Here is a 15,204-nt window from a genome sequence, read left to right as displayed (position 1 = left end):
TAACAAACTAAATTTAATAATTTTAATTTGTCTGAAAAACAGGGAAGTCTACCAAAGCTTCTCTAATAGTTTCAATTAAAGGTCGAAGCTTTTGATGAATAATGTTATAATTTTCTTAATGATTTATGAATTCTATTTTTCGTGAAAAAAAGTTATTTCCTTACTGTTTTCCGTAAATCCATCTTGTTTTATATAAGTAGTTTAGCCAGATATTTTGATAAAGCTTAAAGAATTTATGGAGAGCATGCAAAATTGCTTGAATTTTACTCGTGGTTTTGAATTAATTATTAAATTGCATCAACTAATAACTCTTACCATGAAAAACCAAAGACACAATCCTCTTTAATTTAACAACCTGCTTCATCAAAAGTATGAAATGATTTGTCATGGGATTACCAGGCAAGTCAGGTCTTCATGTATCCCAAATTTGTTGGGATACAGATTAACCGTCCTAAAGCTGTATTATGAAATTTCTACACACTGCAGACTGGCATATTGGCCAGCTGTTTCACGAATATGACCGCAGTTATGAACACCAACAGTTTCTAAATTGGCTGGTAGAAACTTTAGTAACTGAAAAAATCGAAGTACTGCTGATCAGCGGGGATATCTTTGATAGTTCCAATCCATCTGCAGCCTCAGTTCGGATGTTTTATCGTTTTCTCAACCAGGCAACAACAGTATTGCCAGGTCTACAAATTATCATTACGGCAGGTAACCATGATTCGGCGGCACGTTTGGAAGCACCGAAACCTTTACTGGAATCTTCTAATGTTCATATTATAGGCTTAGTAGAAAAAGATGCCGAGGGAAATATTAATTACGAAAAACTGCTTGTTAAAATAAATGATACTTTGGGAGACATCAAAGCCTGGTGTCTGGCCATTCCTTTTCTGCGTATGGGCGATTATCCTGCCATTGCTGACTGCGCCAACCCTTATACCGAAGGTGTGGCGGTTTTATATCAGGAGGCTTTTAACTATGCGGAACAACATAAATCAGAAGGCCAACCCATCATTGCCATGGGACACCTACATGCCCAACAGGCAGAGGTCACTGATCTTGATAAAACTGAAAGGCTGATCATGGGCGGTGTGGAAGGCATTTCAGCCATGGCCTTTCATCAGGATATCAAATATGTAGCGCTGGGACACATACACAAAGCACAAAAAATTGGTGGAAAGGAACACATCCGTTATTCGGGCAGTCCCTTGCCGATGTCTTTCTCCGAAATTCATTACAAGCATCAGGTGATTGTTTTTGATCTTGAGCAGGAAATCAGCAATCTGAAAACCGTAGAAATCCCGCTGTTTGTGCCACTTCAAAGGACTCCGCTTCAATATAGGCCTTTGCATGAAGTCATTTCCCTTTTGGAACAATTGCCATCAGCCGATTCCAATCCGGAAAACCTGCCTTATCTGCAAGTGAGAGTCTTGCTGGAAGGACCTGAGCCCGCTTTGCGCCATAAAGTAGAGATAGCACTAGCCGGTAAAAGTGTCAGGCTTGCGAAAATCGATGTCCAATATCCGAGTTCAACTAAAGAAACACCGGTACTGATCAGACCTGAAAAGCTGAATGAACTGCAGCCGCTTGATGTATTCGGTAAAGTCTACCAGTCCCGATATAACAGCGAAGTTCCCGATCATCTGTTGCAGCTCTTTCAACAGGTGGTGCAGGAAGTAAACCATAAAGCCGAATAAGATGAAGATCCTTACCATACGCATTAAAAATTTAGCTTCGTTAGAAGGAGTTACCGAAATCAACTTTACGGAAGAGCCTTTATGTTCTGCTGGGATCTTTGCCATTACCGGTGCTACCGGAGCTGGAAAATCAACCATCCTGGATGCTTTATGCCTGGCCTTATACGGTAAAACACCCCGTTATCTCCAGGCCAGGGAAACCGGCGTTGAAATTCAAGATGTACAGGGCAGCACGCTAAGCCAGGGTGATGTGCGGGGCATTCTGCGCGACGGCACGGCTGATGGATTTGCTGAAGTCGATTTCAGAGGAATCGACGGGCAAAATTACCGCGCTACCTGGAGTGTGAGACGGGCCAGGAACCGGGCTGATGGAGGCATACAGTCTGATTCCATAACGCTCAAAAACCTTAGCACCGCTGTCGAGATGCCCGGCAGAAAAGCAGAAACCTTCAATGAAATCGCACGATTGGTCGGCTTGAATTTTGAGCAATTTACCCGGTCGGTGTTACTGGCGCAGGGCGACTTTACCGCTTTTATGAAAGCCAACCGCGACGAGAAATCTTCTTTGCTCGAAAAGCTGACGGGAACCCATATTTATTCTGAAATCTCCCGGAAAATCTTTGAAAAATACAAGGCCGAAGAATTACAGCTACGCGATCTCCATGTCCGTAAAGAAGGTATTGTCACCCTGAGTGATGAAGAACAGCAGGTCCTATCTGCAGATCAGGAGCTGCTGGAAAGCCAGATCAAAAGCCTTGAAGCAGAGATCGAAAAATACACTGCCGGGATTGGATGGTACGAACAACTCGCCAACTTTCAACAAAGCAACGATGAAGCGCAAAATGCCTTACAAGTAGCTGCTGAAACCAAAACTTCCGCTTTGCCGAGAAGCCTTAAATTACATGCAGTCGAACAGGCACAGCAAACCCGAAGCTGGGCAGATGCCTTACAGCAAGCGCAAGCACAACAGATCGATAAATCAACCCAACTGATCTCTTTAAAGAAAACCCTGGCTTCACTGCAAATACAACAGGAAAAAATTGAAAAGCAGCTAATAGCAGCCGACCATCAGCTTTCCGCTGAAAATAAAACCCTTGCGGATGCGCAGCCATTACTGGAAAAAGCAAGGAAGCTCGATACGCTGCTGTCGGAGAAAAAAGAGCAGGTCAGCCAGCTGAAAGAAGAGGCCCAGAAAGCAAATGAAATTAACCGGCAACACCAGGCTATACTTAAAAATAAAGAGGAAGTATTTGCTACACTGCTGGGAGAAATAGAAACCATCAGCCAATGGCAGACTGAACAAACTGCTCGAAAGCCGGTTGCCGAAAATAAAGACCTTATCCTCTCCAAACTGGAAGATGCCCAAAAACTGTTGGAAGTACTGCAAAATGCTGTGACAAGTTTAGCACAGTTACAGAATAAAATCCAAACCACCGAAGCCCAAAAAGCCAATATTGAGCAGCAGTGGAAACAGCAGTTGAAAGCTTTCGAAGATCAACAAAAAAGCTGCAATGCCCAATCCAAAACATTACTGGCCATTCCGATCGAAAACCTGAATCGAAATAAAACTGAAACTGACGCTCAGGTAGAAGAGCTGATCAAGTCACAGGCACAATGGCAGCTGTACTATTATGCACAGACTGAATGCAAAAATTTAAAGCAGAAGCAAGTACAGGATCAAACCGATCATCAACACAAACAGGCACTTTTACAAGAGCTGGACCAACAGCTGCCGGTCATCAACGCGGAAAGAGATACAGCTGATCAACTCCTGCAACAGGCCCGGCTGGCATCGGCAGAAAATGTAGAAAAGTTGAGGAAAGCACTGACCGAGCATGAACCCTGCCCGGTATGTGGCAGCACATACCATCCTTATGTGGCGGAAAATCCCCAAATGGAAAAGGTTTTGGCTCAGCTCGAAAAAGCCCATCAGGAAAAAGAACAAATCTATCTGGCCAGCCATAGAAAACATCAGGCCTTAAAGCAGGAATGCGAGCGCCTGCAAATCGCCATTCAACGGCAAGAGGGAGATCTTCAGGCTAAACAATCCGCTCTTGAGATCCAAAGACAAGCCTGGGAACAATCGGATGCGGCGAAAAAAAGTCTTTCCATAACCGATGCGGAAAAAGCATCCTGGATCGAAACCCAATTGCAGGCTTTTAAAACAAAACAGGCTGATCTGCTGACCCAATTACAAACTTACGCTGACCAAAAACAAGCGTTGGAAACGGCTAAAAACGTGATGGATCTGCTGAAGCAAAATACCGACGGCCTGGCGAATCAAATCAAAGATATTCAGAACAACCTGTCCTTGTTTCAGGAACAGCAAAACCAGGTGAAACGCGAACAAGAAGTAGCTGCGACCCATCTGAAAGGAATTGAAGCACTTCTCTCGCCATATTTCTCCGCATCTGGATGGATGGAAAACTGGAAGGCTACCCCTGCTACATTTACAGATGGCATTACAACTTTTGCCGAACAATGGAAAGCCCATACCGAAAAACTGGATCAATGTACCCGAGAAAAAGCAGCCCTGGAAGCGACTCTGAAAGAAATGGAATACCAGTCAAAAGCACTGGCATCAGAAGCCGAAAGGAAAATGGAAATCAATCTCTCGCAACAGGAATTGTACCTGGATCTGAGTCAACAACGTAAAGATCTGTTTGCCGGGCAGCTCACTGATGACAAGGAACTTCAATTGAAACAGGCGATCACCGAAGCCCAGGAAATATTTGACCAACTTAAAGCCAGACAACAACAACTGGCCATCGATCATACCAAAGCCCTTACACGGCAGGAGGAACTCACGGCCGCATTAAGCACACTGGAAAACGCGATACAGAAAACTTCACAGCATCTGCTGGATTGGCTGAAGGAATATAACCAAAAGAACGATCAGCAGCTCAGCCTCGAAGCACTTCATGATTTGCTGGCACTGAGCAACGACTGGATAGATACCGAACGCAAGGCATTACTGGCCATTGATGAAGAACTGACCAAAGCCAATAGTATCCTTACCGAAAGAAAACAGGCTTTAGCGCGTCATCAGCAAAATGGTGCATCGCAAATCCCACTCGAAGAACTCATCCCCCTAAACGCTGCGGCTAAATCGGAAGTAGAAGAAAAGAAGCACAAAAAAGGAGAAAATAGTTTCCAATTGCAACAGGATGAAGTCAATAAAAACCGGATCGGCAAACTGCTGCAAAGTATCGCAACGCAGGCAGCTGTCACCGAAAGCTGGGCTAAGCTCAACGAGATTATCGGTTCTGCTGATGGGAAGAAATTTCGGCAAATTGCCCAGGAATATACGCTGGATGTGTTGCTCAGTTATGCTAACATTCATTTGCAGGCCCTCACCAATCGCTACCGGATCGAACGCATTCCGGCATCGCTGGGACTCCAGGTGGCGGATCAGGACATGGGCGATGAAGTACGTACCGTTTACTCGCTTTCGGGCGGAGAATCTTTTCTTGTTTCGCTGGCCCTGGCTTTAGGGTTGGCCTCACTGTCGTCAAGCCGTATGAAAGTGGAATCTCTATTTATTGATGAAGGTTTCGGTTCGCTGGATCCCAATACGCTCAACATCGCCATGGATGCCCTCGAACGCTTGCACAACCAGGGCCGAAAAGTAGGTGTGATCTCGCACGTCCAGGAAATGACGGAACGGATCCCGGTGCAAATCAAAGTGAGCAGGCAACAGAGCGGGAGGAGTAAGGTGGAGGTGATGGAAATGTAATACAATAACAATTAATTTTTTAACCATAAAACCAAAAAACTATGAATCAAGAAATCATTGATGCAATCGAAAATCAAAACATAATTGAATTTAATTACGGAGATGAAGTTAGAGTTGTCGAACCGCACTGTTATGGGAAAACTATAGCCGGCAACGAGGGATTACGTGCATTTCAAATTGACGGCTACAGCTCTACGGGTAAATCCGGATGGAAAATGTATGATCTGGGAAAAGTTGATGACATTACCATTACCGAAGATCTGTTTGACGAACCTCGTCCAGGTTATCAAAGAGGAGATAAAGGAATGTCTGAAATCTATGCTGAATTATAAACTTGCTAAATCACTTATATATGGCAAAAGCAACAAAAACAACGGAAGATTTTACTTTCATGGATGATATGCCTCGTCCCCGCTTGAAAAAACTGATTGTTAAAAATTTTAGATGTCTTGGAAATACTCCTGTTGAAATTGAACTGGATGATATTGTTGTACTTGTTGGCGCAAATAATGTTGGAAAAAGTTCTATTCTGAAAGCATATGAGGTGGTTATGTCGGATGGATCAAAAAAAGGAGAACTCACAATTGAAGATTTTCCTAATAATCAAATAAATCCTGAAAAACTCCCAGAAATAGAACTTCATACAGTAGTATTTGATAACAGAGTTGGAGAGAAATGGCTAACAAAAATAGCTAATGGCTACTTGGTAAAAGAAAGATGGTCCTGGTCAGACATCGGTAAACCGACGAGAAGGGGATGGAATACTGAAATTAATGACTGGGATGCGGCAAGTTTTCCTTTTGGTCCAGCAAACATTGCAAACAAACGTCGGCCTGAACCACATAAAGTTGATGCATTTTCTGACCCTGAAGAACAGGCAAAAGAAATCAAGAAACTGTTGATGACAGCAATTTCTGAAAGAGTAAAAAGCATGCAATCATCAGAAGACAGAAATGAATATCATGAGCTTTTGGATCAATCTATATTATTGCAGAGAAAAATAATTGATGAAACAAAAGACCAAATAGATGTTGCTAACAAGTCACTGACAATTTTAATAAACCAAGTATTCCCAGATTATGTGGTTAATTTTGAAGCGCAACCTGAAGGAACATTAGATTTAGGTTTATTTAAATGGCATTCTAATTTAAAGATGGGACCAGCTGGAGGATTTTTAAGTCCCGTAGATAAACAAGGTAGTGGAGCCAGACGAACTCTACTTTGGACTGCATTAAAATATATTGCAGAGACTAATAGAAAGGGCAAAAGTGAAAGCGAGATTCAACGTCCGTATTTATTATTAATTGACGAACCTGAAATTTGTCTGCATCCTAGTGCAATTAGAGAAGCTTGTAAAGTCCTTTATGATTTACCACTGTCAGGTAACTGGCAAGTAATGGTTACGACACATTCTCCTATTTTCATCGATTTTTCGAGAGATAACACAACCATCGTTAAAGTTGAAAGAAACACTGAAGGAAATATTGAAGGGACTACAGTTTTTAGGCCTGATAAGGTAAAATTTGAAGATTCTGATAAGAAAAATCTAAAACTGTTAAATGCCTGTGATCCGTATGTGGCTGAATTTTTCTTTGGAGGGAAAGTTATTATTGTAGAAGGCGATACCGAATATACGGCTTTCAACTATGTTAGGCAGGAAAAGCCTGAAAAATACAGGAATGTGCATATCATCAGAGCTAGGGGTAAAGCTACGATAATATCTTTGGTTAAAATTTTAAATCATTTTGGTACAAGCTATTCAATTCTTCATGACAGTGATACGCCTCGTACAAAGGATAATGCTCGAGCTAATCCGGCTTGGACTAATAATCAGCGTATAAAAGATAGTTTAGTTGGCTTGCCAGATTCAATATCTGTTAGACTTTTAGCATCAATCCCAAACTTTGAATTGGCTTATTTTAGACAGCAAGCTGTTTCGGAAAAACCTTATAATGCCTTAGAAACAATATCTTCTGATCCGACAAAGTTTAACATTATAGAATCTTTACTGGATTGTCTAATTAATCATGAAAGTAAGACGCCTGAAAGTTGTCTTGAGTGGGAAGATTTGGATGAACTGCAAAATTCAGTTGAATTATTTTTCAATTAATTTTAATAAAAATCAGCATCATAAAAAGTGGGCTGATTTTATGAATGATCGATAAAAGATCTAAATCACGTAATTAATTATATGAATATTACAAAACAAAATAAAAAATGAAAGTAAAAATTAGTAAGATTATTGACCACGGTCATGATGATGAGAGAATTGTACTAAACGTTTTAGAAGATACTGATATAGGTGAATTTTTAATACTAGATACTACTTATAATAGTGGAGAAGTTTCAAATAAAGTACGTCATCCCTATTGGTTTCCTGATAAAAAAGTAAAAAAAAGAGATTTAGTAATTCTTTATACTAAAAAAGGAACAAGTAGTATTATAAAAAATGAAAATGGTGCTACAAGTCATTTTTTCTATTGGGGGTTAAATAGTAACGTGTGGAATAACGATGGAGATTGCGCTTTACTTTTGCATGTTGATGATTGGGAACATCACCGTATAACTATATCCAAAAAATAGTAATAGAATAAACATTTGATCTGATATTTTATACATTTTTTTCTACTGCAAGCAATACCATAAAGCATTTCGATTAACGGCCGAATTCCAATCAAAAATGAACTACGAAAAAGCGCTCTCCCTCTACAAAAACGACAAAACCCTACAGCTCTTGCGGGCAGAACACTTTCCGCTGTTGGTGAGCTTTTTCCACCTTATGTTCAAGCAGCAGGACAGGATTTCATATCTTCAAACCGAATTGCAGAGCATCCTGGGCGATTACATCTTTTCGCTTCAACGGCTGGGCATTGAGGATTACCAGAAAGCACCCGTAGATTATTTACAGAAATGGGCGGATCAGGGTTATCTGCGCCGATACTATGAACGGGCCGACGAACCCATGTACGAACTTTCTCCGGCGACGGAAAATGCGTTAAAATGGCTCGAAGATCTGAATAAGCAACAATTTGTAGGCACCCATAGCCGGCTCATCCAGTTTTTTGATCTGCTGCAACGCATTGTCAATACTACTTCCGGGCCTTATGAGCGAATCCAGCAGTTGCAGGAAGAACGCCGGAAAATTGATCAGGAAATCGAACAGATCCGCCAGGGCAATTATACGAAACCTTCCGATACCCAGCTGAAAGAAAACTATTTTCTGGCCGAGGAAACTGCGAAACGTTTGTTATCCGATTTCCGGCAGGTCGAAGAAAATTTCAGAGAATTGGATAGCCAGACCCGCCAGACCATCATCAAAAGCAATCTAGCCAAAGCAGATCTGCTCGATAATGTTTTTCAGCAGCAGGATTTCCTCTGGAATACCGATCAAGGAAAAAGTTTTAAGGCTTTCTGGGAATTTCTGATGAGCGAGCAGATGCAGGAAGAACTCGAAGAATTGCTGGATAAGATCAATGCCATCCCGGCGATTGTCGAAATCAAAAAAGAACAGACCGTAGATCGTATCAAAACCAACCTGGTGGATGCCGGTGATAAAGTAAACCGAAGCAACGACGGCCTGATTGAGCAGCTCCGGAAATTTGTGGAACAAAAAAACCTGTCCGAAAGCCGCCATATCCTCCAAAGCATCGAAGAAATGGAAAGCTTGCTGCTGGAGCACAAAGAAACGCTTGATCAGCAAGTAGCATGGATGGAAATCGATGAGGTTTTTAAACCCTCCTTTACTATGGACCGGCCGCTTTTCAATCCACCGGTTAAAGTTGCCTTTGCAGCCACCGAAATTGCCGATGGCGTGGCTACGGCTGATACCGACCTTCTGTTTGAACAGTTTTACGTGGATGTAGAAGTCTTGCGAAACCATGTGAAAACCCTTTTGAAAAGCCGTTCACAGGTTGCACTTTCCGAGTTACTCAACCATTACAAACCCACCAAAGGCGTTGCTGAAATATTGGGCTATATGCAAATCGCGACTAACGAAGGCAAACATTTCGTCAATCGTGATCAATTCGAATATCACATCATCGAAAACAAATCCACCGGAAAAACCTATCGCATGCAAACCCCTATCATCATCTTTAACCGATAAAAATGGAATACCGTTACTCTGCAAGCCTCATTGCTTTATTGAAAGGAATTGTATACAGCCACCAGAAGGAAACCTGGGAAAACCTGCTGCAATATGAACCCGATGTCAAAAAATATTTTATCCCGATTGGGCTAGAACTCTTTCTGGATAAAAGCGAAGGCTACGCCTTTCTCCGCCAGAAGGAATGGGAAGACGACGAAAGACATTTTCCGAGAATGACTGAAAAACGATCGCTCAATTTCATGACTTCTTTAGTCTGTATCGTTCTGAGAAAATTCTTACTCGAACACGATGCACAGGGTGGCTCGGTGCGTTCCATCATCAGCGACCAGGAAATCATCAACCGGGTGAAAGTATTCTTGCCCAATGTAAATGATGAAGCCAAACAACAGGAAAAGATCAACACCGCCATCAACCGTGTACTCGCCATCGGATTCCTCAGAAAACTGGAAGACCAGGAAAAAAACTACGAAATACACCGGATCATCAAAGGTTTTGTGAATGCCGATGTGATTGATGAAACCCTGCAGAAGTTCCGGAACTATGCTGCTGAAAACCAACCGAAAGACTAAACTCATTTATGGAAGAACTATTTGATACCCATCCTGAAGAACTCAATCTGGCCGGTTACCGGCTTCAATACTTGGAAGTGCTCAACTGGGGGACCTTTAACCAGGTGCGCTGGCAGATCCAGCCCAACGGACAAAATGCCCTGTTGACAGGCGATATCGGTTCAGGAAAATCTACGCTGGTGGATGCCCTGACCTGCCTGCTTGTGCCGCACCATAAGATTATCTTTAATAAAGCCGCCGGTGCCGAAGGAAAAGAGCGCAACCTGCTGAGTTACGTGAGAGGAGAATTTAAAAAAGAAAAGGAAGAAATCACTAAAACCGCAAAGAAGGTCTACCTCCGTCCGGATGATCATACCTATACCGTTATTATCGGAAATTTTTATAACCAGGGTTATAATGAACACATTTGCCTGGCCCAGTTTTTCTGGATCGGCAAAGAGGGAAAAGTAGAAAAGTTGCTGATCATCGGCACGATTCCTTTAACTATTAAAGATCATTTTCAGCATTTCGGTGATATCAACGAGTTGCGAAAGAACCTGCGTAATACGCCGGGCATACAATTATTCAATGATAATTTCTCGCAATATAGCGAACATTTCCGCAGGCTTTTCGGCATGAACAGCGACAAAGCGATCGACCTGTTTTATCAGACCGTTTCCATGAAGTCCGTCAGCAGTCTGACCGATTTTGTCCGCGAACAGATGCTGGAAAAAACCGATGTCAAAGAACAGATTGATGCCTTGCTCAAACGTTTTGATGACCTTAATAAAGCCCATGCCGCCGTAGTGCATACCCGGGAACAATACCAGATACTAAAGCCTTTGGCAGAGGCCAGTGAAACCTACGAAACGGTTACCCGTGAAATTGAAGATATAGAAGCCATGTTGGAAGTGATGCCAGTCTGGTTTGCCGAAAGGAAATGGGAATTGCTGGAACAGGCCATTGCAGATGCCGGTCAGGAACTCTCAACAGCAGAACAGCAGCTACACACCATCACCCAGGAAATAGAGGCTTGGGAGGAGCGGCGGCAAACGATTGTACAGGACATTGCGAGCAACAGAGGAACACGGATCGAACAAATTGCCGGAGAGATTAAACGGCATGAGCAAGACAAAGAAATCAAGCAAAAGGAATTCGATGATTATGAGCGTCTCGCCTTGCAGACCGGGTTGGCAAGTATAAAGCAGGAAAGTGATTTCCAGAACAACATCAAGCGGGCTAATGAATCAATAGAGAAATGTGGTCAGATAGAAGAAAAAATTCGGGAACAACGGGATAACGAGGTCAGTGAACTGCGTAAACAGGAAGCGGAATATCAGGCAGAGCGAAAAGAACTGCAATCACTCAAAGAACGTAAAACCCAGATCCCGGCTTGGCTGATTGCCTTTCGGTCACAACTTTGTGCCGATTTGCGGATTAACGAGGAAGACTTGCCTTTCACTGGGGAATTACTGAAAGTGAATGAACAGGAAACCGAATGGGAAGGCGCAATCGAAAAACTGCTCCGTGATGCAGGCATCAGCTTACTCGTTCCCGGAAAGCATTACCGGAGTGTCAGCCGTTACGTCAATAGCAATCCGTTAAAAGGTGCTGATGGAAGAGGCATCAAGCTTACTTATTTGGAAGCAGATCTGAATGGTAACACTCGACTTTTAAAAGAATTGGATGAAGACAGCATCGCTTATAAAATAAATATTAAACCTGAAACGCCTTTTTACGATTGGCTGGAAAATTATCTGCAACGCAGCTTTGGCGATTATATCTGTACTGATGTTGACGGTTTGCCACATGTTCCTTTTGGCATCACCCGGCAAGGGCTGATCAAGAGCGGCCGCATCCGACATACCAAAGACGACCGCAAACGGATTGACGACAGGCGTAATTATGTATTAGGCTGGAGCAATGCCGAGAAGATTAAAGCACTGGAAAATTCGGTGGATAAGCTGGAGCGAAACATTTATGAGCTAAAATCTAGGCTAAAGGATATTGAAGAAAAGGAGGAAAAGAACAGAGAACAGAAGCAACTGCTAGGACTTTTGCTTTATGTGAAAGACTTTTCCCGCATCAACTGGCAATACCATGTGGCGAAAATCTATGAACTGGAACAGGAACGCGATCAATTGCTGAATAACAATGATAAGCTTGCCCAGCTGCAACATAACAAAATCGAAGTGGACCAGCAGATTATAGATGGAAGAACCAGACAAAAACAATTCACGGAAGATATCGGCGGATTCAAAACGAAGATTCAAAACTATCGGGAACAGCAACACCATGCCATACAGCAAAAAGAACAATTAGCCCCTCAACTGAAAGAAAAATGGTATTCGTTGATAGACGAAAAACTCACTGGAGTAAAGATAAACCTCAGGGGCATAGAAAATCGGCAAGAAGAATTCCGAAAACAATTTCAGGGAGAGAATGGCGAATTGAAAAGACTTCGTGGACGTCAGGCTGGTCATCGAACCCACATCGAGAAAAAAATGCGGGAAATCAAGGAACATTCCCGGGCCGAATATAGTGAAGTTACCGACAACATCGATGCCCGTACCGAATACATTAAAAAATTCAGACAACTGGAGTCTGAAGACTTAAAACGGCACGAAGAGCGCTTCAAGGAAGAGCTGAATAAAAACGTGATCAACAGCATCGCCGTCTTCGACAGCCAGCTGCAGAAACACGAAAAAGATATCAAACAGAAAATCCGGACGATTAACGAACATCTTTCAGAAATTGTTTACAATGCGGTGCAGGATACCTACATCACCATTCTGATGGATGCCACCCCTAATAAGGAAGTACGGCTATTCAGGGAAGAATTAAAAAAATGCTATATCCATTCCTTTAGCAGCCATAATGATCTGTATACGGAAGAGAAATACGAACAGGTAAAAAGGATCTTAGACCGTTTTGCCAGTATGGAAAATGCAGACCGCGACTGGACTTCAACTGTTACCGATGTGCGCCAGTGGTTTGAGTTCAACGCCAGTGAACGTTACCGCTCCGATGAAACAGAAAAAGAGTTTTATGAAGGTTCTGGCGGAAAAAGCGGTGGACAAAAGGAGAAACTGGCCTACACCATTCTGGCCAGTGCTTTGGCCTATCAGTTTGGGCTGCAGTTCGGAGAGCGCAAAAGCAAAAGTTTCCGTTTCGTGGTGATTGATGAAGCCTTCGGCAGAGGCAGTGACGAAAGTACCCGTTACGGACTGGAATTGTTTAAAAAACTGAATCTCCAACTGTTGATTGTGACACCATTGCAAAAAATCCATGTCATAGAAGGTCATGTCAGCTCCTTTCATTTTGTGAGCAACCGGGAAGGCAATAATTCGCAGGTCAGTAATTTTACCAAAGAAGAATATGAAATCGAACGCGACAAACACAACGGAATCTTTCCTAATACCCCTGAAAAATGATTAGCCCGGCGGAAATAAAAAAACAGGCGTTGAAATGGTGGAAGCCCTTGCTGCAAAGCCATATTCAGAAAGAACCCTTTTTCCCGAAAATAATAGACCGTATCGGGAAAGTGAAATCAGCTCACATCACGGAACGCTTTGAAATCCTGCAAAAGGAGATAGAAGAGCTATACCACTATTCCAAAAACCAGACAGGTAAAGGCTACCTAGTACAGACTGCCGATCGGAATTTCAGACGGACAGGTAGCCATGATTTGCCGGATACCATTATTTTTGAAAGTCTTGAAGATTACCTCTATTTTACTGGTTATCAAAAATATTGGAAAGTTTTTCTGAAGTATTATGACACGATAATTAGCACCATTCCTGTGTTAAAAGACTGGACTTTGCAACATTGTTTATGGTTAACGGATCATCATATCAACTGGAATGACGTTCTGAAGGTTTGCCGATATTTTATGGAAACACCACGGCCTAATCTGTACCTGCGACAGCTGCCCATTGAGATCCACACCAAATTCATTGAAGAAAACAATATACTAATTCAATCCTTACTTGATTTCCTGATTCCGGATCATGTGCGTTCGGCTAAACAAAAACGTTTCGCCGAACGTTTCTTTTTACGGTACGATGAACCGTTGATCAGGCTCTGCTTTCTGGATGAAAACCCGAATCCGGATTTTAAATTTAGGGATATTAGTATCCCACTCTCCGATTTTGAAACCCTTGAAATTCTGGTTGAAAATATCCTAATTACAGAGAATAAAATGAATTTTTTAACCTTACCGCTGTTAGGATCCACTGTCGCCATCTGGAGCGGAGGGGGCTTTAATATTTCTTTTCTCAAAAATGCGGCCTGGCTGTCAGACAAAAAGATTCGGTATTGGGGCGATATCGATGAACATGGCTTTCAGATTCTGCATCAGCTACGGTCATACCATCCGCATGCCCAAAGCATCATGATGGACCGGACGACTTTTGAAACTTTTCAAAACTATGCAGTAAGTGGCGCAAGAAATAAATCCCAAAATCTAAACCTCTTGAGCAAAGAGGAAAACGATCTTTTCCAGTATTTAAAGGCTTTGGAAAAAAACAGGTTGGAACAAGAGAAAATTCCGCAGGTGTATATAGATAGATGTTTGAAGAATAGGATCGAATCATGAAATGGTTGCATAAAACTATATCAGTAACTGTATTTAGAACCAGTATTGCTTAATAACAGTAGAGTTGATGGGTATGTGAGTATCCCATTTTTCTGATAATTTTTGCAAGGCAGCCCTACTACAGCATCTTTTTTACGGTTTCATCAATATCTTTTAAATTCTCTCAATCGTTCTGAACAGAATATTGCAAGCTTTATTACTTAGACATTGTTATATTAGTTTATGAACAAATTATTATTTGATATTTTTTTAAATTGATTCTTTAATCGTGTGGTATATATTATTGCATAGTAGCCTTAAATCTTCCAATAATAAGTTCAAGTTTTGTACTAGTGAGGTCCCTCTATGATAACTAATGGATTAGAAAAAGCACTATTCGTAGCATTTTTTACTTAAGTTAGACCAAAAGAAAAAATCTATGTAGATGGGGATGAGGTGTGTTTATCTGGAGATATATTATTTAACGTGAGTTCGATTTAAGCCGCAATTAATCTATCTTGATCAATGATGTCAGA

The 15,204-nt window shown here is 42.0% G+C and carries 9 protein-coding genes; all 9 read left to right on the top strand.

Going from position 1 to position 15,204, the window contains the following annotated elements:
• Positions 1-464 precede the first annotated feature (464 nt).
• The 9 genes from PMI13_RS13275 to PMI13_RS13235 all read left to right on the top strand — a co-directional run bounded on the left by PMI13_RS13275 (position 465) and on the right by PMI13_RS13235 (position 14,689).
• A complete protein-coding gene (locus tag PMI13_RS13275; protein WP_007844544.1) occupies positions 465-1,700 on the top strand; it encodes an exonuclease SbcCD subunit D in 1,236 nt (411 codons plus the stop codon).
• 1 nt (position 1,701) lies between these two features.
• Complete coding sequence (locus tag PMI13_RS13270; protein WP_007844543.1) at positions 1,702-5,436, top strand: AAA family ATPase; 3,735 nt, start codon at positions 1,702-1,704, stop codon at positions 5,434-5,436.
• Between the two features lie 41 nt (positions 5,437-5,477).
• Entirely contained in the window at positions 5,478-5,768 is a 291-nt protein-coding gene (locus PMI13_RS13265; protein WP_007844540.1) for a hypothetical protein, read from the top strand.
• 20 nt (positions 5,769-5,788) lie between these two features.
• Entirely contained in the window at positions 5,789-7,546 is a 1,758-nt protein-coding gene (locus tag PMI13_RS13260; RefSeq protein WP_007844538.1) for an ATP-dependent nuclease, read from the top strand.
• Positions 7,547-7,653: 107 nt separating this feature from the next.
• The gene (locus PMI13_RS13255; protein WP_007844536.1) at positions 7,654-8,019 is read left to right on the top strand and encodes a hypothetical protein; all 366 of its coding nucleotides are present in this window, start codon (positions 7,654-7,656) and stop codon (positions 8,017-8,019) included.
• Positions 8,020-8,116: 97 nt separating this feature from the next.
• Positions 8,117-9,541: a DUF3375 domain-containing protein gene (locus PMI13_RS13250; protein WP_007844534.1), complete on the top strand. Its 1,425-nt coding sequence runs from the start codon at positions 8,117-8,119 to the stop codon at positions 9,539-9,541.
• 2 nt (positions 9,542-9,543) lie between these two features.
• Positions 9,544-10,113 (top strand): DUF4194 domain-containing protein, encoded by a 570-nt coding sequence (locus PMI13_RS13245; RefSeq protein ID WP_007844533.1) that lies wholly within the window; start codon positions 9,544-9,546, stop codon positions 10,111-10,113.
• Positions 10,114-10,121: 8 nt separating this feature from the next.
• Complete coding sequence (locus tag PMI13_RS13240) at positions 10,122-13,526, top strand: ATP-binding protein (RefSeq protein WP_007844531.1); 3,405 nt, start codon at positions 10,122-10,124, stop codon at positions 13,524-13,526.
• Entirely contained in the window at positions 13,523-14,689 is a 1,167-nt protein-coding gene (locus tag PMI13_RS13235; protein ID WP_007844529.1) for a Wadjet anti-phage system protein JetD domain-containing protein, read from the top strand. The genes PMI13_RS13240 and PMI13_RS13235 overlap by 4 nt, the downstream gene beginning before the upstream one ends.
• The last annotated feature ends 515 nt before the right edge of the window (positions 14,690-15,204 follow it).

The organism is Chryseobacterium populi (assembly GCF_000282115.1).
In the GTDB taxonomy this organism is placed as follows: domain Bacteria; phylum Bacteroidota; class Bacteroidia; order Flavobacteriales; family Weeksellaceae; genus Chryseobacterium; species Chryseobacterium populi.
Note: the sequence above shows the minus strand (reverse complement) of the source record. Positions and strands in the feature narration are given on the sequence as shown.